This is a genomic window from [Enterobacter] lignolyticus SCF1 (genome assembly GCF_000164865.1).
Classification (GTDB): Bacteria; Pseudomonadota; Gammaproteobacteria; order Enterobacterales; family Enterobacteriaceae; genus Enterobacter_B; species Enterobacter_B lignolyticus.
In genome coordinates, this window is record NC_014618.1 from 884,163 (window position 1) to 906,373 (window position 22,211).

The 22,211-nt window shown below is 55.3% G+C and carries 21 protein-coding genes and 1 tRNA gene; 17 read left to right on the forward strand and 5 right to left on the reverse strand.

All coding sequences use genetic code 11. The features are described 5' to 3' along the window. Nucleotide 1 precedes the first annotated feature (1 nt). Nucleotides 2-2,875: an aminomethyl-transferring glycine dehydrogenase gene (gene gcvP / locus ENTCL_RS04245; RefSeq protein ID WP_013364875.1), complete on the forward strand. Its 2,874-nt coding sequence runs from the start codon at nucleotides 2-4 to the stop codon at nucleotides 2,873-2,875. Between the two features lie 74 nt (nucleotides 2,876-2,949). After that, nucleotides 2,950-3,693, forward strand: a complete 744-nt coding sequence (locus ENTCL_RS04250) for an SDR family oxidoreductase (RefSeq protein ID WP_013364876.1) — start codon at nucleotides 2,950-2,952, stop codon at nucleotides 3,691-3,693. 41 nt (nucleotides 3,694-3,734) lie between these two features. Here ENTCL_RS04250 and ENTCL_RS04255 read toward each other — a convergent pair whose 3' ends face one another. After that, nucleotides 3,735-5,168 carry a 6-phospho-beta-glucosidase gene (locus ENTCL_RS04255; RefSeq protein ID WP_013364877.1) on the reverse strand — a complete coding sequence of 478 codons (1,434 nt, stop codon included), beginning with the start codon at nucleotides 5,166-5,168 and terminating at the stop codon, nucleotides 3,735-3,737. Between the two features lie 117 nt (nucleotides 5,169-5,285). Further along, nucleotides 5,286-6,017, reverse strand: coding sequence for a MurR/RpiR family transcriptional regulator (locus ENTCL_RS04260; RefSeq protein WP_044612061.1), 732 nt, complete (start codon nucleotides 6,015-6,017; stop codon nucleotides 5,286-5,288). 51 nt (nucleotides 6,018-6,068) lie between these two features. Between ENTCL_RS04260 and yqfB the strand changes: the two genes are divergently transcribed. After that, nucleotides 6,069-6,380, forward strand: coding sequence for a N(4)-acetylcytidine aminohydrolase (gene yqfB, locus ENTCL_RS04265; RefSeq protein WP_013364879.1), 312 nt, complete (start codon nucleotides 6,069-6,071; stop codon nucleotides 6,378-6,380). A gap of 163 nt (nucleotides 6,381-6,543) precedes the next feature. Further along, nucleotides 6,544-7,203: a PAQR family membrane homeostasis protein TrhA gene (gene trhA, locus ENTCL_RS04270; protein WP_013364880.1), complete on the forward strand. Its 660-nt coding sequence runs from the start codon at nucleotides 6,544-6,546 to the stop codon at nucleotides 7,201-7,203. A gap of 41 nt (nucleotides 7,204-7,244) precedes the next feature. Here the strand turns inward: trhA and ygfZ are convergent, their stop codons facing one another. Continuing rightward, on the reverse strand, nucleotides 7,245-8,228 hold the full coding sequence (ygfZ, locus tag ENTCL_RS04275) for a tRNA-modifying protein YgfZ (protein WP_013364881.1): 984 nt from the start codon (nucleotides 8,226-8,228) through the stop codon (nucleotides 7,245-7,247). 247 nt (nucleotides 8,229-8,475) lie between these two features. On the opposite strand from ygfZ, the gene sdhE reads away from it, so the two are divergent. Both sdhE and ENTCL_RS04285 read left to right on the forward strand, forming a co-directional pair. Further along, nucleotides 8,476-8,742, forward strand: a complete 267-nt coding sequence (gene sdhE / locus ENTCL_RS04280; RefSeq protein WP_013364882.1) for an FAD assembly factor SdhE — start codon at nucleotides 8,476-8,478, stop codon at nucleotides 8,740-8,742. After that, nucleotides 8,723-9,133 (forward strand): protein YgfX, encoded by a 411-nt coding sequence (locus tag ENTCL_RS04285; RefSeq protein ID WP_013364883.1) that lies wholly within the window; start codon nucleotides 8,723-8,725, stop codon nucleotides 9,131-9,133. Before sdhE ends, ENTCL_RS04285 begins: the two co-directional genes overlap by 20 nt. Before the next feature lie 7 nt (nucleotides 9,134-9,140). On the opposite strand, the gene fldB is transcribed toward ENTCL_RS04285, so the two are convergent. Beyond that, the gene (gene fldB, locus ENTCL_RS04290) at nucleotides 9,141-9,662 is read right to left on the reverse strand and encodes a flavodoxin FldB (RefSeq protein WP_013364884.1); all 522 of its coding nucleotides are present in this window, start codon (nucleotides 9,660-9,662) and stop codon (nucleotides 9,141-9,143) included. 99 nt (nucleotides 9,663-9,761) lie between these two features. On the opposite strand from fldB, the gene xerD reads away from it, so the two are divergent. The 10 genes from xerD (at nucleotide 9,762) to ENTCL_RS04340 (ending at nucleotide 20,034) form a co-directional block, all read left to right on the forward strand. Continuing rightward, nucleotides 9,762-10,658, forward strand: a complete 897-nt coding sequence (xerD, locus tag ENTCL_RS04295) for a site-specific tyrosine recombinase XerD (RefSeq protein ID WP_013364885.1) — start codon at nucleotides 9,762-9,764, stop codon at nucleotides 10,656-10,658. A gap of 22 nt (nucleotides 10,659-10,680) precedes the next feature. Next, nucleotides 10,681-11,394 carry a bifunctional protein-disulfide isomerase/oxidoreductase DsbC gene (gene dsbC, locus ENTCL_RS04300; RefSeq protein WP_013364886.1) on the forward strand — a complete coding sequence of 238 codons (714 nt, stop codon included), beginning with the start codon at nucleotides 10,681-10,683 and terminating at the stop codon, nucleotides 11,392-11,394. A gap of 5 nt (nucleotides 11,395-11,399) precedes the next feature. Beyond that, nucleotides 11,400-13,133 (forward strand): single-stranded-DNA-specific exonuclease RecJ, encoded by a 1,734-nt coding sequence (gene recJ, locus ENTCL_RS04305; protein WP_013364887.1) that lies wholly within the window; start codon nucleotides 11,400-11,402, stop codon nucleotides 13,131-13,133. A 90-nt stretch (nucleotides 13,134-13,223) separates the two neighbouring features. Further along, a protein-coding gene (gene prfB, locus ENTCL_RS04310; protein ID WP_013364888.1) for a peptide chain release factor 2 occupies nucleotides 13,224-14,322 on the forward strand; the annotation gives its coding sequence in 2 pieces (ribosomal slippage) (nucleotides 13,224-13,298 and nucleotides 13,300-14,322; 1,098 coding nt in all). A 9-nt stretch (nucleotides 14,323-14,331) separates the two neighbouring features. Continuing rightward, nucleotides 14,332-15,852: a lysine--tRNA ligase gene (gene lysS / locus ENTCL_RS04315; protein ID WP_013364889.1), complete on the forward strand. Its 1,521-nt coding sequence runs from the start codon at nucleotides 14,332-14,334 to the stop codon at nucleotides 15,850-15,852. A 161-nt stretch (nucleotides 15,853-16,013) separates the two neighbouring features. Then, a complete protein-coding gene (gene actS / locus ENTCL_RS04320) occupies nucleotides 16,014-16,727 on the forward strand; it encodes an amidase activator ActS (protein WP_044612062.1) in 714 nt (237 codons plus the stop codon). Nucleotides 16,728-16,807: 80 nt separating this feature from the next. Next, nucleotides 16,808-16,881 (forward strand) — tRNA-Gly (locus ENTCL_RS04325). Between the two features lie 667 nt (nucleotides 16,882-17,548). Then, nucleotides 17,549-18,373 carry a DUF3100 domain-containing protein gene (locus ENTCL_RS04330; protein ID WP_013364891.1) on the forward strand — a complete coding sequence of 275 codons (825 nt, stop codon included), beginning with the start codon at nucleotides 17,549-17,551 and terminating at the stop codon, nucleotides 18,371-18,373. Then, the gene (locus tag ENTCL_RS04335; protein ID WP_013364892.1) at nucleotides 18,370-18,828 is read left to right on the forward strand and encodes a hypothetical protein; all 459 of its coding nucleotides are present in this window, start codon (nucleotides 18,370-18,372) and stop codon (nucleotides 18,826-18,828) included. Before ENTCL_RS04330 ends, ENTCL_RS04335 begins: the two co-directional genes overlap by 4 nt. Before the next feature lie 27 nt (nucleotides 18,829-18,855). Further along, nucleotides 18,856-20,034, forward strand: a complete 1,179-nt coding sequence (locus ENTCL_RS04340; protein ID WP_013364893.1) for a M20 metallopeptidase family protein — start codon at nucleotides 18,856-18,858, stop codon at nucleotides 20,032-20,034. A 30-nt stretch (nucleotides 20,035-20,064) separates the two neighbouring features. Here the strand turns inward: ENTCL_RS04340 and tdcA are convergent, their stop codons facing one another. After that, on the reverse strand, nucleotides 20,065-20,973 hold the full coding sequence (tdcA, locus tag ENTCL_RS04345) for a transcriptional regulator TdcA (protein ID WP_013364894.1): 909 nt from the start codon (nucleotides 20,971-20,973) through the stop codon (nucleotides 20,065-20,067). A 447-nt stretch (nucleotides 20,974-21,420) separates the two neighbouring features. Here tdcA and ENTCL_RS04350 point away from each other — a divergent pair, with 447 nt between their 5' ends. Continuing rightward, nucleotides 21,421-22,203: an SDR family NAD(P)-dependent oxidoreductase gene (locus tag ENTCL_RS04350; RefSeq protein WP_013364896.1), complete on the forward strand. Its 783-nt coding sequence runs from the start codon at nucleotides 21,421-21,423 to the stop codon at nucleotides 22,201-22,203. Nucleotides 22,204-22,211: the final 8 nt, after the last annotated feature.

The following is a 22,211-nucleotide window of genomic DNA, read 5'->3' on the forward strand; positions in this document are numbered from 1 at the left end:
CATGACACAGACTTTAAGCCAGCTTGAAAACCGTGACGCCTTTATTGAACGTCACATTGGGCCGGATGCTCAGCAGCAGCAGGAGATGCTGAACACAGTTGGCGCGGATTCGTTAAACGCACTGATCGGCCAGATCGTGCCAAAAGACATCCAGCTTGCAACGCCGCCGCAGGTGGGTGAAGCCGCTACGGAATACGCCGCGCTTGCCGAGCTGAAAGCGATTGCCGGCCGCAACAAGCGCTTTAAGTCTTACATCGGCATGGGCTACACCCCGGTGCACCTGCCGCCGGTAATCCTGCGTAATATGCTGGAAAACCCGGGCTGGTATACCGCCTACACCCCGTATCAACCGGAGGTGTCGCAGGGGCGTCTTGAAGCGCTGCTCAACTTCCAGCAGGTTACGCTGGACCTGACCGGGCTGGACATGGCTTCGGCCTCCCTGCTGGACGAAGCGACCGCCGCCGCAGAAGCGATGGCGATGGCGAAGCGCATCAGCAAACTGAAAAACGCCAACCGCTTCTTTGTCGCAGCGGATATCCACCCACAGACGCTGGACGTCGTACGGACCCGCGCGGAAACCTTCGGTTTTGACGTGATTGTCGACGATGCGGAAAAAGCGCTCGACCATCAGGACGTGTTCGGCGTGCTGCTGCAGCAGGTGGGCACCACCGGCGAAGTGCATGACTACAGCACGCTGATTGCCGAACTGAAAGCGCGCAAAGTCGTGGTCAGCGTGGCCGCTGATTTTATGGCGCTGGTGCTGCTGACGGCGCCGGGCAAGCAGGGCGCGGACATCGTGTTCGGCTCAGCGCAGCGTTTCGGCGTACCGATGGGCTACGGCGGCCCGCACGCGGCGTTCTTCGCGGCAAAAGACGAATTCAAACGCTCCATGCCTGGCCGTATTATCGGCGTATCGAAAGATGCCGCTGGAAACACCGCCCTGCGCATGGCGATGCAGACTCGCGAGCAGCATATCCGCCGCGAGAAAGCGAACTCCAACATTTGCACCTCGCAGGTGCTGCTGGCCAACATCGCCAGCCTGTACGCGGTATATCACGGGCCGGTCGGCCTGAAGCGTATCGCCACCCGCATTCACCGTTTTGCCGATATTCTGGCGACGGGCCTGCAGCAGAAAGGGCAAAAGCTGCGCCATGCGCACTTCTTTGACACTCTGTGCGTGGAAGTGGCCGATAAAGCCGCTGTGCTGGCGCGCGCGGCCGCGGCTGAGATAAACCTGCGCAGCGACATTCATAACGCCGTTGGCGTGACGCTTGATGAAACCACCACGCGCGACGATGTGATGGCGCTGTTCGCCGTTATCCTCGGCGACAGCCACGGTCTGAACATTGATACTCTGGATAAAGACGTGGCGCTGGACAGCCGCTCCATCCAGGAAAGCATGCTGCGCGACGACGCAATCCTGAGCCATCCGGTATTCAACCGCTACCACAGCGAAACCGAGATGATGCGCTATATGCACGAGCTTGAGCGTAAAGATCTGGCGCTGAACCAGGCGATGATCCCGCTCGGGTCCTGCACTATGAAGCTGAACGCGGCGGCGGAAATGATCCCCATTACCTGGCCGGAATTTGCCGAGCTGCACCCGTTCTGCCCGGCAGAGCAGGCGGAAGGCTACCATCAGATGATTAGCCAGCTTGCCGACTGGCTGGTGAAGCTGACCGGTTATGACGCGCTGTGCATGCAGCCGAACTCCGGCGCCCAGGGGGAATATGCCGGCCTGCTGGCGATTCGCCACTACCACGAAAGCCGCAACGAAGGGCATCGTGATATCTGCCTGATCCCAAGCTCCGCGCACGGTACTAACCCGGCCTCCGCCCAGATGGCCGGTATGCAGGTGGTGGTTGTGGCCTGCGATAAGAACGGCAACATCGATCTGGCGGATCTGCGCGCCAAAGCGGAGCAGGCGGGCGACAACCTCTCCTGCATCATGGTGACCTATCCGTCCACCCACGGCGTGTATGAAGAGACTATCCGCGAAGTGTGCGAAGTGGTGCACCAGTTTGGCGGCCAGGTATACCTCGACGGCGCAAATATGAACGCGCAGGTGGGAATTACTTCTCCGGGCTTTATCGGCGCGGACGTGTCGCACCTTAACCTGCACAAAACCTTCTGCATTCCGCACGGCGGCGGCGGCCCGGGCATGGGGCCAATCGGCGTGAAAGCGCACCTGGCGCCGTTCGTGCCGGGGCACAGCGTGGTGCAGATCGAAGGTATGCTGACCCGTCAGGGCGCGGTTTCCGCGGCACCGTTCGGCAGCGCCTCTATTCTGCCGATCAGCTGGATGTACATCCGCATGATGGGCGCGCAGGGGCTGAAGCAGGCAAGCCAGGTCGCTATCCTCAATGCCAACTACATCGCCAGCCGTCTGAAAGAGGCCTATCCGGTGCTCTATACCGGCCGCGACGGTCGCGTGGCGCACGAATGTATCCTTGATATTCGTCCGCTGAAAGAAGAGACCGGCATTAGCGAGCTGGATATTGCTAAACGTCTGATCGACTACGGCTTCCACGCGCCAACGATGTCTTTCCCGGTGGCAGGTACGCTGATGGTGGAGCCGACCGAATCTGAAAGCAAGGTTGAGCTGGACCGCTTTATCGACGCGATGCTGGCTATTCGCGGCGAAATCGACCGCGTGAAGGCGGGCGAGTGGACGCTTGAAGATAACCCGCTGGTGAACGCGCCGCACACCCAGAACGAGCTGGTGGCGGAGTGGAACCACGGCTATACCCGCGAGCAGGCGGTGTTCCCGGCAGGCGTGGCGGACAAGTACTGGCCGACGGTGAAGCGTCTTGATGACGTTTACGGCGACCGCAACCTGTTCTGCTCCTGCGTGCCGATGAGCGAATACCAGTAATTATTCTGCAGTAACAAGCCTACGTAGGCCGGGTGAGCGTTAGCGCCACCCGGCTTTTTTATTGGGAGAAGACAATGGCAATTGCACTGGTCACTGGCGCCAGCCGCGGAATAGGTAAAGCGACCGCGCTGCAGCTGGCTCAGGAAGGCTACACCGTGGCGGTGAACTATCACCACAATATTCAGGCCGCGACGGATGTTATCAACGCGATAACCGCGGCAGGCGGCAGGGCATTTGCGCTGCGAGCGGATATCAGCGATGAGGCGCAGGTGCTGGCGATGTTTGAGCGCATCGATCGCGAAGGCGAACCGCTCACCGCTCTGGTCAATAATGCCGGTATCCTGTTTACGCAGTCCACCATCGAAAATCTGTCCGCTGAACGCATCAACCGCGTGCTGGCGACCAATGTTACGGGCTATTTTCTCTGCTGCCGTGAAGCGGTAAAACGCATGTCGTTCAGGCATGGCGGACAGGGTGGGGCAATTGTTAACGTCTCATCGGCGGCGTCGCGGCTGGGTGCGCCTTTCGAATATGTTGATTATGCGGCGTCAAAGGGGGCGGTGGATACGCTGACCACCGGGCTGGCGCTTGAGGTGGCGGCACAGGGTATTCGTGTGAACGGCGTACGTCCCGGTCTTATTTATACTGAAATGCATGCTTCCGGCGGCGAGCCGGGGCGCGTGGACAGGGTTAAGTCGATGCTACCGATGCAGCGCGGCGGGCAGCCGGAAGAGGTGGCGCAGGCGATTGTCTGGCTGCTGAGCGAAAAAGCATCCTATGTGACGGGGAGTTTTATTGAGCTGGCGGGTGGGAAGTAGGCATTGATTGCCGGATAGCGCTGCGCTTATCCGGCAGCCGCTCACAGGTTTTCGCCGTTGCTGGCAATCACTTCTTTATACCAGTTGAAGCTTTTCTTGCGCGAACGCGACATGTCGCCGGTGCCGTCATCGTGCTTATTCACGTAGATAAAGCCGTAGCGCTTGCTGTACTGCCCGGTGGTGAAGGAGACGCAGTCGATGCAGCCCCACGGCGTGTAGCCCATCAGATCCACGCCATCCCAGGTTACGGCTTTTATCATCTCTTCCACGTGCGCGCGCAGGTAGTCGATGCGGTAGTCGTCGTTGATGCTGCCGTCCTCTTCCACCTTGTCATACGCGCCAAAGCCGTTCTCAACGATAAACAGCGGCTTCTGGTAGCGCTCGTACAGCTCGCACAGCGCATAGCGCAGGCCAACCGGGTCAATCTGCCAGCCCCAGTCGGAAGCTTTCACGTGCGGGTTTGGCACGCTGCCTTCAAAGCCGGAAATGGCATCGCCGCTGCCGCCTTCGGCTTTCACCGCGTTGGTCATGTAGTAGCTGAAGCCAAGATAGTCGCAGGCGCCTTCGCGCAGAATGGCCTCATCGTCGGCGTCCATCCTGATGTTAAAGCCGCGGCGCGCCCACTCGTTGAGCACATAAGACGGGTAGTAACCGCGCAGCTGCACGTCGGTGAAGACATAGCGTTCGCGCATCGCTTCCTGAGCGAACATGACATCTTCCGGCTTACAGGAGAACGGATACAGCGCCACCATCGCCAGCATGCAGCCGACCTTCATCTCCGGGTTGATGCGCCGCGCCGCCTTCACCGCCAGAGCGCTGGCGACAAACTGGTGGTGCAGCACCTGGTACATGGTCTCTTCCGGGTTTGCATGTTCGGTGTAGACCACCCCGGAGCAGCAGTAGCCGAACAGCGGCGCGCGCCAGTTACGCTGGTTGTTGATTTCGTTAAAGGTCATCCAGTATTTGACCTTGTGTTTATAGCGCTCGAAGACGACGTCGGCGAAGCGAACAAAGAAATCCACAACCTTACGGTTAGTCCAGCCGCCGTATTCCTGCACCAGGTGCAGCGGCATTTCAAAGTGGGAGAGGGTGATGACCGGTTCGATGCCGTATTTGAGTAATTCATCGAACATGTCGTCGTAGAATTTCAGCCCTTCTTCGTTAGGCTGCGTCTCATCGCCCTGCGGGAATATTCGGCTCCAGGCGATGGAGGTACGGAAACATTTGAAGCCCATTTCGGCAAACAGGCGGATGTCTTCCTTATAGTGGCCGTAGAAATCGACCGCCTCGTGGTTTGGGTAGTATTTGCCTGGCTCGACCTGCTGGGTGATTTCACGCGGTACGCCGTGCGCGCCGCCGGTCAGTACGTCGCAGATGCTCGGCCCTTTACCGCCTTTATTCCAGCCGCCTTCCACCTGGTGCGCGGCAACGGCGCCGCCCCATAAGAAATCTGTCGGTAAGGTCAGTTTTTTCATCGTAGATAATCCCGTTATATTACTCTGTTGGTTTTAAGTCTAACAAAGCGGAATTAAATGTCACGATATAACAATTCACGGTAAATGTGATTTGTTACATCGAAAAAACAACCTGTTTTATTCTGCCAGCTTCTTCGCCAGCTTGCGGCCAAGCGACTCCAGAATATAAATAACCGGTATTTGCGTGGTAATATCGTAGACGCCGCCGATGCGCGTTTGCGGAATATGCCAGGAGAGATTAAAATCGGCAAGCTTCGCGAGGCGTGAGCGTTCATGGCTGGTGATGGACAGCACCTTGCAGTGGTGCAGGCTGAACTGGCTGGCGAAACGCAGGATCTCCTCCGTTTCGCCGGAAACGGAAAGCACGATCGCCAGCGCATTTTTCGCCATATCGTTCGTCACTGGGAAATAAGGGTCGTCAATATGGTTGCTGAATTTTCCGACGTTAGAGAAAAAGCGTGCGCCATATTTTGCCAGGGCCCCTGAAGTGCCCGCACCGACAAATATAATACGCTCTGACGATAATATAATATCGACGGCGCGATCCAGCAGCGTATCAAACTCGTCGTTGTTGACGCCCTTGAAAAAACTGATAATTTCACTGGCGCCGAAATTGCTCTGCTGGGGTTCGTTTTGCTCTAAATATAATTTAAATCGTACGCGGAATTCCGAGTATCCCTCACAGCCCAGCTTGCGACAAAAGCGCAGCACCGTCGTCGTGGAAACCCCGGCCGCATCGGAAAGCTCGCGAATGGTCATATACATGACCTTGTCACGATTTTTGATGACATAGTGGTAGACCATCATCTCAAGATTGTTGAGACTGGCGACAGCGGCGTGGGAAAAAATACTCACGATAACGGCAACTCATAAAACCCATTCAGATACAGGAATCATAACATGGCGCCAAACGACATCACTTTTTTTCAGCGCTTTCAGGAAGACATCCTGGCCGGACGTAAAACGATAACCATCCGTGACGCCAGCGAGTCCCATTTCAAAACCGGCGACGTCCTGCGCACAGGACGCTATGAAGACGACGTCTACTTTTGCACGATAGAGGTCACCGGTACTTCAACCGTTACGCTGGATACGCTGACCGACACCCACGCGCAGCAGGAAAATATGACCCTCCGCCAGCTGCGCACCGTGATTGAAGAGATCTACCCCGGACAGAATCAGTTTTATGTTATTGAATTTAAATGTCTTTAATGAAAACAGGAACATCTGTTAGCTGAAGTATATATCTAATGCATTGATATTTATTGATTTGTGAAAAGTTACCTTTTTATTTTAGCTAACATGTGTTCACTGGAATCATTCTCAGCTACGCTAGGTGAGCGTTAAAAGTGACTTTGTTCTCCTGGAGTTCAGTATGGTTCGTAAACCATTAATTACACAGGGCTATTCTTTGGCAGAGGAAATTGCCAACAGCATCAGCCACGGCATTGGACTGGTGTTTGGTATCGTCGGCCTGGTGCTGTTGCTGGTACAGGCCGTTGACGCCCGCGCCAGCGCGATGGCGATCGCCAGCTACAGTTTGTACGGCGGCAGCATGATCCTGCTGTTTCTGGCATCCACGCTGTATCATGCTATTCCGTATCAGCGGGCGAAGGTATGGCTTAAAAAATTCGACCATTGCGCCATTTATCTGCTTATTGCCGGTACCTATACGCCGTTTCTGCTGGTGGGCCTGGATTCCCCTCTGGCGCGCGGGCTGATGATTGTTATCTGGAGCCTTGCGCTGCTTGGGATCCTGTTCAAGCTGACCATTGCGCACCGCTTTAAAATTCTCTCGCTGGTGACCTATTTAACCATGGGGTGGCTGTCGCTCATCGTGGTGTATCAGCTGGCGGTGAAGCTGGCGGCGGGAGGCGTGACGCTGTTGGCGGTTGGCGGGATAGTGTATTCGCTGGGCGTCATTTTCTACGTCTGCAAGCGTATCCCATATAATCACGCTATCTGGCACGGCTTTGTGCTCGGCGGCAGCGTATGCCATTTTCTGGCGATTTATCTGTACGTCGGGCAGGCGTAAAGAACGTTGCCCGGCAGGCGTAATGCCGCCGGGCAGCTGAATTACTCTTCTAACGAATAGGGAAGCGGCTCGATCCGCAGCGTGCTGTTCGCGTCATCGCGGACGCGGAAAATGCTGTCCGGCTCCATATCGTTATTCATCACCACCTGCACCAGCAGGCGTCCGTCATCAAGCGCTACGGCGGCAAGTACGCTACCGGTGCGCCGCCAGTTGTCGCCCATTTTCAGCTCAAGCTCTTCACCGGCTTCCGGTACGCGGTGGGCAGCGCCCGCCAGATACCACAGCGCGCGCTTGTTGGCGCCGCGGAATTTCGCCCGCGCCACCATCTCCTGGCCGGTATAGCAGCCTTTTTTGAAGCTGATGCCGCCCAGCGCCTGAAGATTGGTCGCCTGCGGGATAAACTGCGCGCTGTTGGCAGGGTCGATAACCGGCAGACCGGCTTCAATATTCAAGGCCAGCCACTGCTGGCTGTTGTTTCGCTGCGCTTCGCCGCGCAGCGCGTCGGCAACGCGTTCGGCGGCGTCGGCTGAGACGATCAGCAGAAAACGCTCGGCCGGGTGTTCAAACCACAGCAGGGTGCTGTCGTTCTCGGTGACCGCTGGCATATCGCGGTCCGGCAGTTGGCTGAACAGGTTGGCCAGCGCGGCGCGCGCCTGGAAACCCGCGACGCCCAGCAGTACCCGGTCATCGTTCGGGGCGATAGCCACTTTGGAGAATACCGCGTACTTTTTCAGCTCCGTCAGCTGCGCGTCCCGTACGCTGCGGCGCTCGATCCAGGCAAAGCCCTCCTGCTGGCGGAACAGGCGCAGGTTGCTCCACATTTTGCCTTTGGCATCGCAATGCGCCACCAGCAGGTGCTGATGTTCGGTCAGCTGCGCGACGTCTGCCGTCACCTGACCCTGAAGATATTTTTCGCTGTCCTGGCCGGTGATGGTTGCCAGCGCCCAGTCGTCGAGCGTCATCAGGGTCAACGGCAGACGGGCAGACGCTGAAGGCTGACGCGGAGGAAATGGAGTAAAAGCCATAATAATGTCCTGAATAGCTTAACGCAGAGTTAATGACTAATGGTAAAAGAGCTATAGCGCATTGCAAGCGCTTTCAGAAGCCCATTTGTGCCGTTATCCTGCTTTACGAGAAAGCACGGAAAACGATGTAAAACCTTGCAAAGACGAAGGGTTTTCAGGGAAGGCGCGCCGCAAACCGCAATATTCCTGTAAAGTAAGTGCAAGAAACGCGTTAAACTACTCTGTATCGATATGCAGGAAGGTCAACATGGACATTACTAATAAAGCCCGTATCCATTGGGCATGCCGCCGCGGTATGCGTGAGCTCGATATTTCCATCATGCCGTTCTTTGAATATGAATACGACACGTTGAGCGACAGCGATAAGCAGCTCTTTATTCGCCTTCTGGAGTGCGACGACCCCGATCTTTTCAACTGGCTGATGAACCACGGGAAGCCAGCGGACGCGGAACTGCAAAGGATGGTGCAACTCATTCAGACACGGAATCGGGAACGTGGTCCTGTGGCAATCTGATCTTCGCGTCTCCTGGCGCGCTCAGTGGGTGTCTCTGCTGCTCCACGGCCTGGTGGCGGCGGCGATATTGCTGATGCCCTGGCCGCTGAGCTACACCCCGCTCTGGCTGGTGCTCCTGTCGCTGGTGGTGTTCGACTGCGTTCGCAGCCAGCGCCGCATCAACGCCCGTCAGGGGGAAATCAAGCTGCTGATGGATTCCCGCCTGCGCTGGCATAACCAGGAGTGGGAAATTCTTGGCACCCCCTGGATCATCAAAAGTGGGATGATGCTGCGCTTACGCAGAATCGGAAGCTACAAGAGAATACACCTGTGGATTGCGGCTGACAGCATGGATGCCGGAGAGTGGCGGGATTTGCGCCGGACAATATCGCAGCAGCCGGCGCAGCAGTAGGTGGCCGTCAGGAAAACTGTTCGGCCATTTCGCCAAGAATCTGCTCGCACCAGCTTTGCAGGCGCTCATCGCTCAGATCGTATTGATTGGTTTCGTCCAGCGCCAGGCCGACAAACAGCTGACCGTCGGCGATAACCGGCTTTTTGCTCGTAAATTCGTAGCCTTCGGTCGGCCAGTAGCCGATGATTTTCACCGCCTTAGTCACCAGCTTGTCATGCAGCATGCCGAGCGCGTCCAGGAACCATTCGCCGTAGCCGAGCTGGTCGCCCATACCGTACATCGCAATGATTTTACCCTCAAGCTTCAGCGTATCCAACTGCTCCCAGACCGCTTCCCAGTCTTCCTGGATTTCACCGAAATCCCAGGTTGGAATGCCGAGGATCAGCACGTCGTACTGCTCCATCAGCTGCGGGGAATCATCCTTCAGGTTGTGTAGCGTCACCAGCTCCGGGCCGATAATGTCGCGGATTTTTTCCGCTGCCATTTCCGTATAGCAGGTGCTGGAACCATAAAACAGGCCAATTTTCATCGCAAAAACTCTCAGTGCTTGCTGTAACTTTGCGCTAGTGTATCAGAAAGGTGACGCCTTAAGGCATAATGGCCCGATTGCAGCACTGAAGAGGCGAATGTGGAAAAGGATCTCGCACAAATAGAGCAATTTCTTGATGCGCTGTGGCTTGAGAAGAACCTGGCCGAGAATACGCTAAGCGCCTATCGTCGCGATCTGACCATGGTGGCGGCATGGCTGCAGCATCGTGGGCTATCGCTGGAAACGGCGCAACCCGGCGATCTGCAAAACCTGCTGGCCGAACGCGTGGACGGCGGCTACAAGGCGACCAGTTCGGCGCGGCTGCTCAGCGCCATGCGCCGCCTGTTTCAGCACCTCTACCGGGAAAAAATCCGTCCGGACGATCCCAGCGCGCAGCTGGCGTCGCCCAAGCTGCCGCAGCGGTTGCCAAAAGATCTGAGCGAAGCCCAGGTCGATCGCCTGCTGCAGGCGCCGCTGGTGGATCAGCCGCTGGAGCTGCGCGATAAAGCGATGCTCGAAGTGCTTTACGCCACCGGGCTTCGCGTTTCTGAGCTGGTGGGCCTGTCGATGAGCGATATCAGCCTGCGTCAGGGCGTGGTCAGGGTCATTGGCAAAGGCAACAAAGAGCGGCTGGTGCCGCTTGGCGAAGAGGCGGTCTACTGGCTGGAGAACTATCTGGAACATGGGCGTCCGTGGCTGCTCAACGGCGTCTCCATCGATGTGCTGTTTCCCAGCCAGCGAGCGCAACAGATGACGCGACAAACGTTCTGGCATCGGATAAAACATTATGCCCGGCTGGCGGGGATCGACAGCGAAAAGCTGTCGCCGCACGTCCTTCGCCACGCGTTTGCGACGCATCTGCTGAACCACGGCGCGGATCTGCGCGTGGTGCAGATGCTGCTGGGGCATAGCGATCTTTCCACTACGCAGATTTATACGCACGTCGCCACCGAGCGGCTGCGTCAACTTCATCAACAGCATCACCCGCGGGCGTGATGCTGAAACTATGGGATGGGTTATGAAAAAAGGTTTACTGACATTCTCTTTGCTGGCCGCCGCGCTGTCCGGCGCCGCGCACGCTGACGATGCCGCCATTCGCCAGTCGCTGGCTAAACTGGGTGTGCAGAGCACGGATATTCAACCTGCGCCGGTTGCCGGTATGAAAACGGTGCTGACCAACAGCGGCGTGCTGTACGTGACCGACGACGGTAAACACGTCATTCAGGGGCCGATGTACGACGTCAGCGGCGCTCAGCCGGTGAACGTCACCAACACGCTGCTGGTTGGCAAGCTGAACGCGCTGGAAAAAGAGATGATCGTCTACAAGGCGCCGCAGGAAAAACACGTCATTACCGTGTTTACCGACATCACCTGCGGCTATTGCCACAAGCTGCATGAAGAGATAAAGGACTATAACGCGCTGGGGATCACCGTACGCTATCTGGCGTTCCCGCGTCAGGGCGTGCAGAGCCAGGCGGAGCAGGATATGAAGGCTATCTGGTGCGCGAAAGATCGCAATAAAGCCTTTGACGACGCCATGAGCGGCAAAGGCGTCCAGGCGGCGAGCTGCAATATCGATATCGCCAACCACTACGCGCTGGGCGTGCAGTTTGGCGTCAACGGCACCCCGGCCATCGTTCTTAACGATGGCTACGTGGTGCCAGGCTATCAGGGACCGAAGGAAATGAAAGCGTTCCTGGACGAACATCAGAAACAGACCAGCGGTAAGTAATCGGCGTGAAACAACCAATTCCCCTGCGGCGTCGGGAGGTCGATGAAAGCGCCGACCTTCCGGCAGACCTGCCGCCGCTGTTAAGACGGCTGTATGCCAGCCGAGGCGTGCGTACAGCCGCCGATCTGGAGCGCAGCGTGAAAGGCATGCTGCCCTGGCAGCAGCTGAACGGCGTCGAAAAAGCCGTTGAAATGCTCTACGGCGCGCTTCGCGAAGGCGTGCGGATTATCGTCGTCGGCGACTTTGACGCCGACGGCGCGACCAGCACCGCGCTGAGCGTCCTGAGCCTGCGCGCGCTGGGCTGCCGCAACGTGTCGTATCTGGTGCCGAATCGCTTTGAGGACGGCTATGGGCTGAGTCCGGAGGTGGTCGAACAGGCCCACGCTCGCGGCGCTCAGATGATAGTGACCGTTGATAACGGCATCTCGTCTCACGCGGGCGTTGAGCGCGCCCATGCGCTCGGGATCCCGGTGCTGGTGACCGATCACCATCTGCCGGGCGACACGCTGCCGGACGCGGACGCCATCATTAACCCCAACCTGCGTGACTGCGAGTTTCCCTCCAAATCGCTGGCGGGTGTCGGCGTGGCTTTTTATCTGATGCTGGCGCTGCGTACCTGTCTTCGCGATAAGGGCTGGTTTGACGAGCAGGGGATCGCGCCGCCGAACCTGGCGGAGCTGCTGGACCTCGTGGCGCTTGGCACGGTGGCGGACGTTGTTCCGCTTGATGCCAACAACCGTATTTTGACCTGGCAGGGGCTGAGCCGTATTCGCGCCGGCAAGTGCCGTCCGGGGATTAAAGCGCTGCTTGAGGTCTCGAACCGCGACGCGCAAAAGCTTGCCGCCAGCGACCTCGGCTTTGCGCTCGGCCCGCGCCTGAACGCGGCGGGACGGCTGGACGATATGTCCGTTGGCGTGGCGCTGCTGCTGTGCGACAACATCGGCGAAGCCCGAATGCTTGCCAGCGAGCTTGATGCGCTGAACCAGACGCGTAAAGAGATTGAGCAGGGCATGCAGGCCGAAGCGCTGGCGCTGTGTGAAAAGCTTGAACACAGCCACGAAACGTTGCCCGGCGGCCTCGCGATGTATCACCCGGAGTGGCATCAGGGCGTGGTCGGCATTCTGGCCTCGCGAATCAAAGAACGTTTCCATCGGCCGGTCATCGCATTCGCTCCGGCGGGCGACGGTACGCTGAAAGGGTCGGGCCGCTCCATTCAGGGGCTGCATATGCGCGATGCGCTGGAGCGCCTCGATACGCTGTTCCCGGGTCTGATGCTCAAGTTTGGCGGTCACGCGATGGCGGCGGGATTGTCGCTGGAAGAGGCTAAATTCGCCGAGTTTCAGCGTCGTTTTGGCGAACTGGTGACCGAATGGCTGGATCCGTCGCTGCTGCAGGGGGAGATTGTTTCCGACGGCCCGCTGTCGCCATCGGATATGACGCTTGAAGTGGCGCAGCTGTTGCGCGATGCTGGTCCCTGGGGGCAAATGTTCCCGGAGCCGCTGTTCGACGGACGCTTTCGTCTGCTTCAGCAGCGGCTGGTCGGCGAACGGCACCTGAAGGTGATGGTGGAGCCGGTCGGCGGCGGCCCGCTGTTGGACGGTATTGCGTTTAATATCGACACTGCCTGCTGGCCGGATAACGGCGTGCGCGAAGTTGAGCTGGCCTACAAGCTGGATATTAACGAATTTCGTGGCAACCGGAGCGTACAGCTGATCATTGACAACATCTGGGCGGGTTAACGTCAGTAATCGCTATAAAAAAGGGGGGAAATCCGCTAAAATTCCGCCCCTATCACCGTATTTTGACTAGTCCATAAAAGAAATCAGACCATGTTTGAAATTAATCCGGTAAAAAACCGAATTCAGGACCTCACGGAGCGCTCAGACGTTCTTAGGGGGTATCTTTGACTATGATGCCAAGAAAGAGCGTCTCGAAGAAGTAAACGCCGAGCTGGAACAACCGGACGTCTGGAACGAGCCTGAGCGCGCGCAGGCGTTGGGGAAAGAGCGTTCCTCTCTGGAAGCTATCGTCGATACATTGAATCAAATGGCGCAGGGGCTGGAAGATGTCTCCGGTCTGCTGGAGCTCGCCGTCGAAGCCGACGACGAAGAAACCTTTAACGAAGCCGTTGCCGAACTGGACGTGCTGGAAGAGAAGCTGGCCCAGCTCGAATTCCGCCGTATGTTCTCCGGCGAGTACGACAGCGCCGACTGCTATCTCGATATCCAGGCCGGTTCCGGCGGTACGGAAGCGCAGGACTGGGCGAGCATGCTGCTGCGTATGTATCTGCGCTGGGCGGAAGCGCGCGGTTTCAAAACCGAAGTGATTGAAGAGTCTGAAGGCGAAGTCGCGGGCCTGAAATCGGCGACGATCAAAATTTCCGGCGATTACGCCTACGGCTGGTTGCGTACTGAAACCGGCGTACATCGCCTGGTGCGTAAGAGCCCGTTCGACTCCGGCGGCCGCCGCCACACCTCCTTCAGTTCCGCGTTTGTGTACCCGGAAGTGGATGACGATATCGATATCGAAATCAACCCGGCGGACCTGCGTATCGACGTTTACCGCGCCTCAGGGGCGGGCGGTCAGCACGTTAACCGTACGGAATCTGCGGTACGTATTACCCACATTCCGAGCGGGCTGGTGACGCAGTGTCAGAACGACCGCTCACAGCACAAGAACAAAGACCAGGCCATGAAGCAGATGAAAGCGAAGCTTTATGAGCTGGAGATGCAGAAGAAGAATGCCGAGAAGCAGGCGATGGAAGACACCAAGTCCGATATCGGCTGGGGTAGCCAGATTCGTTCCTATGTCCTGGACGACTCGCGCATCAAAGATCTGCGTACTGGTGTAGAGACCCGCAATACCCAGGCCGTGCTGGACGGCAGCCTGGACCAATTTATCGAAGCAAGTTTGAAAGCAGGGTTATGAGGAACCAAAATGTCTGAAATACAAGCACAAGGTGCCGATGAGGCCATTGACCTTAATAATGAACTGAAATCCCGTCGTGAAAAGCTGGCTGCCCTGCGTGAAGAGCAGGCTGTCGCGTTCCCGAACGATTTCCGTCGCGATCATACCTCTGACCAATTGCACTCTGAATTCGATGCCAAGGAAAACGAGGAACTCGAATCCCTGAACGTTGAAGTCTCTGTTGCTGGTCGTATGATGACCCGCCGCATTATGGGTAAAGCCTCCTTTGTCACGTTGCAGGACGTGGGTGGCCGTATCCAGCTGTACGCGGCGCGTGACGATCTGCCGGAAGGCGTTTATAACGATCAGTTCAAAAAATGGGACCTCGGCGATATCATCGCCGCGCGCGGTAAGCTGTTTAAGACTAAAACCGGCGAGCTGTCCATTCACTGCACCGAACTGCGTCTGCTGACAAAAGCGCTGCGCCCGCTGCCGGATAAGTTCCACGGCCTGCAGGATCAGGAAGCGCGCTACCGTCAGCGCTATCTGGATCTCATTGCCAACGATGAATCCCGCAACACCTTTAAAATCCGCTCTCAAATCCTGGCCGGAATGCGTAAGTTCATGGTCGGCCGCGGCTTTATGGAAGTAGAAACGCCGATGATGCAGGTGATTCCGGGTGGCGCATCCGCACGTCCGTTCATCACCCACCACAACGCGCTGGATATGGACATGTACCTGCGTATCGCGCCGGAACTGTACCTGAAGCGTCTGGTGGTTGGCGGCTTCGAACGCGTCTTCGAAATCAACCGTAACTTCCGTAACGAAGGTATCTCCGTTCGTCATAACCCTGAGTTCACCATGATGGAACTCTATATGGCGTATGCGGACTACAAAGACCTGATCGAGCTGACCGAATCCCTGTTCCGCACCCTGGCGCAGGACGTTCTGGGTAAAACCGAAGTGCCTTATGGTGAACACACCTTCGACTTCGGCAAGCCGTTCGTGAAACTGACCATGCGCGAAGCTATCAAGAAATACCGCCCGGAAACCAACATGGCGGATCTGGATAACTTCGACGCGGCGAAAGCCATCGCAGAATCTATCGGCATTCACGTCGAGAAGAGCTGGGGTCTGGGGCGTATCGTGACCGAAATCTTTGACGAAGTGGCGGAAGCGCACCTGATTCAGCCGACCTTCATCACTGAGTATCCGGCTGAAGTGTCTCCGCTGGCGCGCCGTAACGACGTGAACCCGGAAATCACCGACCGCTTTGAATTCTTCATCGGCGGCCGTGAAATCGGTAACGGCTTCAGCGAGCTGAACGATGCGGAAGACCAGGCTCAGCGCTTCCTGGACCAGGTAAACGCGAAAGCCGCAGGCGATGACGAAGCAATGTTCTACGACGAAGACTACGTGACCGCGCTGGAACACGGTCTGCCGCCGACCGCTGGTCTGGGTATCGGTATCGACCGTATGGTTATGCTGTTCACCAACAGCCACACCATCCGTGACGTTATCCTGTTCCCGGCACTGCGTCCGGTGAAGTAACTCCTCGCCTTTGGTGAGTAAAAAGCCCGGTAGCCAGTCGCTTACCGGGCTTTTTTTTAATCTCAGGATGCCCCGATTAGCATTGGCATCCTGACCTGGACTGTTATCATAGGCATTCTTATTTCCACCGATGAGGAATCGCTTTGCTTGCAGGACGCCTGATTCGACATCCATTCCGTCTTCTTCTGTGCCTCACGCTGGGGCTTATTCTCGTGGGGTGCTCCTCGGATTCCGGCGATGGCTCGACGTATACCGTCAAGCGCGGCGATACGCTGTACCGCATTTCGCGCGCGACCGGCACCAGCGTCAGCGATCTGGCGCGGCTCAATAACCTGTCGCCGCCGTATACCATTGAGATAGGGCAGCGTCTGAAGACCAATGGCAGCGCGGGAACGTCGAAGAGCGGGAAACCGAAGGGCAGCACCAGCACGGCGAAGGTCGTTCCTTCTTCGGCAGTACCGCAATCCTCATGGCCGCCGGTAGGTCAGCGCTGCTGGCGCTGGCCGACGAGCGGAAAAGTGATATTGCCGTATTCCACCGCCGACGGCGGTAATAAAGGGATTGATATCGCGGGTTCCCGTGGGCAGCCGGTTTATGCCGCTGGCGCGGGGAAGGTGGTTTACGTTGGCAACCAACTGCGCGGTTATGGCAACCTGATCATGATTAAGCACAGTGAGGATTACATCACGGCTTATGCGCATAATGACAAGATGATGGTGAATAACGGCCAGAGCGTGAAAATTGGCCAGCAGATAGCCACCATGGGCAGCTCGGACGCGGATACCGTGAAGCTTCACTTCCAGATTCGCTACCGCGCGACGGCTATCGATCCGCTGCGCTATCTGCCGCCGCAGGGCAGTAAACCTAAGTGTTAACAGGCGATTTTCTCGCCAGTTAAGCGAAGCGAGTCTTGTCAGACAGTGCGTAAGGTTTATAATACCTTACGCACACCAAAGCGGGCGTAGTTCAATGGCAGAACGAGAGCTTCCCAAGCTCTATACGAGGGTTCGATTCCCTTCGCCCGCTCCATTTTCAACTCTCCTGAACTTCATCACCCTCAATTACCCTTTTTAAACCAACAGTTATAGCTTCTGTTAGTCAATTGAACGCAATGATACTCTCTTAGACCGTTTTATTACTGATACACATTTCGCCAGATATCTTCAGTGGGGTGCCACCCCAACCGAAATCCCCATGGCGTGATTGGCCTTCAGATTAGTATGTTTCGCGGCTATGCTTAATGTTCAGTACCTGATCATAATTTCCGGCAACAAACTCCAGAATTTGACGGGCATAAAACTGTTCATGCTGTGAAATGTTACTTCCTGGTATTATCACTGACATCAACATAGTACTGATGGTGATGGAGTTTAAGGTTCACTATAAACAGTGGGGCCTTTTCTGTGTGAATATTCTTACTCACTCTGGTGGGATAGCTTGTCTTGACGCTCCTGTCTGCTCCTGGTAATTCAATTTCGTTTTTGGCTTGCCCTAAAAAATAATAATGTGACGTGGATTGCAAATATAAAAACAGCATGCATATCATTGTGTTATGCGTAATGGTGTTTTTTGTTTATTGATATTTATCAATAATCTTAAAATGGATATATGTTTTCTGAATACCCCAACAAAAAAACAAATTATTCAGGGTTCTGTCGATTGGTAATCTTGCTCATGACGACAAAAAGGAGGTTCTATGAGCACAGATTGTCAAAACAGAAATATTGTTATATTGGTTGTGGTAGCGGCCATCGTTACAGTTATATCTGAATTCGTTGGTGTCATTAAAATTGATGCGTTTGGAGTAAAGTTCAGTTTGTTGCCAATGTTGTATGCGGTTATTCTTGGCGTTTTGGTGACGCCTGATTTACTGGGTAAAGTAATTAAGCCGCTTGGTCGGGTATTAACACCTGACACTATCAAAATGACTGGCAACATTGTCATGCTGGCACTTCTTCCTCTTGGGGTTAAATACGGTACGCTTGTTGGACCTAACGTGACAGAGGTTATTAAAGCCGGTCCTGCGCTGATATTACAGGAACTGGGAAACCTGGGTTCAGTACTGATCGCCATGCCCCTGGCGTTACTGCTGGGAATGCGTCGCGAGGCAATTGGCGCATGCTCCAGTATATCCCGAGAACCGTCACTGGGCGTTATTGGTGAGAAATATGGGATAGACAGCCCTGAGGGGACTGGGGTTCTTGGTACCTACATTGTGGGAAGCGTAATTGGTACGGTTTTCTTCGGTATTATCAGCCCTCTTGGGTTGTCACTCGGCCTGCATCCGCTGTCATTGGCTGTCGCCTGTGGTCTGGGCTCAGGGAGTATGATGGCTGCAGCCTCTGCTTCGCTCGCAAACGCTGTCCCGGAACTGTCCGGACAAATCCTTGCTTTTGCTGCAACCAGTAACATGCTGGCTGCTGTTACGGGTATGTATGCGTTGATATTTCTTGCGCTCCCACTCAGCAATTTTCTCTACAAAACGTTCATGCGCGAGCAACAGGTGGATGTGAAATCATGAATATCAAAGAATTCTCTGACAACTCAAAAATCATCCTCCCGTGCATTGCGCTGGTATTACTGGCGCAGGCGGTTGGTAAAGGAATGTCACCGGTTGCGGCTCTGCCTGGTGCCGCGGTAATGTTCGTTGTCATTATCGCATCCCTGCAGATCAAAATGTGGCTTCCGAAAGTACCTCTGCCTGCATTTGCATGGTCAACATTGATTGCACTGCTGCTGAGTATGCCGTATTCGCCGGTTAGTGAAGTGTTCATGAATATGACAAATAAAATCGATTTCCTTGCAACGACAACACCATTATTAGCATTTGCGGGTCTGTCTGTCGGGAATAGCCTCGATAAATTAAAATCGCTGAGCTGGAAAATTGTTGTTATTTCTCTTGTCGTATTCACCAGTGCGTTTTTGGGCGCGGCATTTGTAGCTGAACTGATTCTGAAATATCAGGGCATTATTTAATTAGTATGGAGCAGTTGGAGTAAATAAATGAAAGATTACCAGATATCCGATAAAATAAAATATCTTGAAGATTTCAGTCGGGAAACCCGGCATTATTTGCACACGATCCCTGAGGCTTCTGGTGTTGAACATCTGACGTCCCGTTACTGCAAAGAACTGATGAAAGCTAACGGTTACAGGATAACTGAAAGCAGCAAATACACAGGTTTCTGGGCCGATCTGCATCTGTCTGATGATTTCCCTCGCATTGCGTTCAGAGCCGATATGGATGGTCTGGAAATGCCGGATCTGAGCGATGTCAGCTATAAATCACGCCATGACAACCTGTCACACAATTGCGGGCATGATGCTCATATGGCAATAGCGCTCACCGCTGCACGTTATATGGCTGAACACCCCGGAGAGCTGTGCTTCAACATTCGCTTTATCTTCCAGATGGCAGAAGAGGATATGCGTGTGCCGGGAGCTGAACTGATGGTGGCAGAAGGTTGTATGGAGGGTGTGGATGAGGTTTACGCGCTGCACAACGATGCATCAATGGATGTGGGCGAGGTGAGAATCAATAACAACATTATGTCCTCCTGGGGGGCGGCGTGGACACTGGATGTTCGTGGTATTTCTGCACATGGCTCCACCCCGCAGAAAGGTCTGGATGCCATCAGCGAAACGGTGCGTATCATTAACGATCTGGATTACATTGTTGCGAAAAAAACCAGTCCCTTCAGCCCGGCAGTATTTGGTTGCGGCATGATCCACGGCGGCACTGTACCAAATGCAATTCCTGACTACGTGCAGGCTCGTGGCACCATCCGTTCAATGGATGAAGAGACTGATGCTATTCTAAAAAACAGCTTCTCATCGATAATTCAGGGCAGTGAGTTACGTGGCTACAAAACCACAATGACCTGCACCGGATATCCGGCAATCATAAACCACCGGGATGCCTACAACCGGGTTCTGGCTGCAGCCACTGGTTTTCTGACGCGTGTCGACAAAAACTGTAAACCAATGACCGGCAGCGAAGACTTCAGTTACATGATTAACGCCCAGAAACAGCAGAAAGGTGCGTTCTTTTTTTTGGGGAGTGGCTGCAGGGAAAAAGGGATCTCGAATTACCTGCATTCAAATCCTTATTACCTTGACGACGATTGCCTGCTGATTGGCGCGCAGATTTTTATTGCGCTGGCGACGCACCGCTCCTGCTAATTTCATTGATGGGGGGCGTGCCCCCCATTTCTACCAAAGATTCGCCGGGCATCGTTCCCTGATAATGTTCATGAATCCTTCGAGAAACACAGAAGGGAAACAGCTTTTACTGTGGATGAAGTGATAGTCGGCAACAGGCAGCTCCTCGGCGATTTTTACCTCATAAAGAGAAAGGTTTTTGTTCCTTCCACCTCCCATTTGCCGGGCAAGAACTGTAAGGTAGTCAGCCCTCGTCACCAGGCTCAGAATGGAAGAGATGGAGTCGGTCCGGATAGCCGAACTGACATCAATACCATATTGTTCGAGGTAACTGTTGAGCTGGTAATAATATCCAAAACGGGTCTCAGGCAGCACCCATTTCGCGGTCCTCAACTCTTTGAGGCTTCTGGCTCTGGCATATGGACTAAGTACTGATGAGAATACCGCAAATCGGCTACTGAACAGCTTCTCAGAGTGATATTCACAGGCCAGAGAATTTCCTGATACGGTACCAATTGCGCAATCCAGCGTCCGGTTATTAATCATCGGCAGCAGGCTCGAAAGCTGGCCCTCGTGGATATTAATCGTCACCCCCTTATTAACCATCTTGAATTCGTTGATGACATCCGGGAGGATGATATAACCCACGAGCGATGAGTATCCTACTGAGAAAGACTCACCGCGCTGACAGAATTCGCGCTGAACATCCGATACCGCGCGTTGCATGCCGTGCACATAGGCAAGGGTGTGCGTGTGAAAAAGAGTACCGGCGTGGTTCAGAGAAACACCGACGTTCGTTCGTATAAACAGCGGAGTGCCGATATAGGTCTCCAGCTCTTTGATTACCCGGGTTACCGATGGCTGTGTCATATTCAGTGAGCGCGAAGCACTCAGTATTCCGCCACTGCGGGCCACTTCTAAAAATACCTGTAGATGTCGACTTTTGGGGAGCTCTTTCATAGTGGTGCCAGAATAAATTTATAGACTGTGAGTACTTTGCTTATTTTGTTTTTATCCATACGGTTAGAGTGGTTATTAGTATACAGGATTACGGCCCCGGTAGTGATCATATATCTTTGTGTCCGGAATCTCATTTTTGTAATAAGTCTGGCGGAAAATGTCTAAGCGACCCAATATGATCCTGCCATAGTCAGAAATAACCGGCTTTCGTCAAACAGCGCATCGGAGACAAAATCCACGCCCAGACGTAATTCGGTTATCTCTCTGACCCATTCGCGCAGGCGTGCCCAGTTCGATCCGTTTCATCCTAGCTCTTAAGAACGATAGTCAGCATTTTCCTTCCTTCTCTATAGTGAATCTCAGTCGCTAACCCGCGGCTGGAAGTCACCCGGCGTCAGCGTCCGTTAAGCGCCTTTCTTATGATGGGAAAACTCATGGTGAAGCGAAATGAAGAGAGTGGTTGTGATTACCGGAGGGGGAACCGGCATTGGCGCCGCCTGCGCTCAGCTGCTGGCGCAGGAGGGTGACCGGGTATTTATCATCGGACGCAGAGCGGAGCCGCTGAAATCGCTGGCGGCCCGCATTGGCGTACAGGCCCTGGTGGGCGATGCGGCCAGCTCAGCCTGTTGGCAGGACGAGCTGCTGCCCGCCATTTTGCAGGATACCGGGCGGATTGATTGCCTGATAAGCAGCGCGGGCGGTATGGGGCTTGGGCGCATCACCGACATGGCTGACGCCGACTGGCAGCGCGCGCTGGACAGCAATCTGAAGAGCGCGTTCGCCAGCGCCCGGGCCTGCCTGCCTTCGCTGATTCAGAGCCGGGGAAATATGGTGCTGCTTGCCTCGATTGCATCGTTGGCCGCAGGTCCGCAGGCGTGTGGGTATATCACCGCGAAACATGCCCTGATCGGCCTGATGCGGTCGATTGCCCGGGATTATGGCCCTCTGGGTGTGCGCGCTAACGCGGTCTGCCCGGGCTGGGTAACCACCCCGATGGCGGATGAAGAGATGCAGCCGCTGATGCAGGCGCATCAATTAAGTCTTGAAGAGGCCTATCAGCGGGTGTGCCAGGATGTACCGCTGCGCCGCCCGGCGAGTGCCGAAGAGATTGCCAGAGTCTGCCGTTTTCTGGCCTCCCCCGACGCCTCCATCGTTACGGGAGCCGTATTGGTCGCCGACGGCGGATCCACGATTGTCGATATCCCCACGTTAGCATTTACGTCACTGTAAGGAGCATC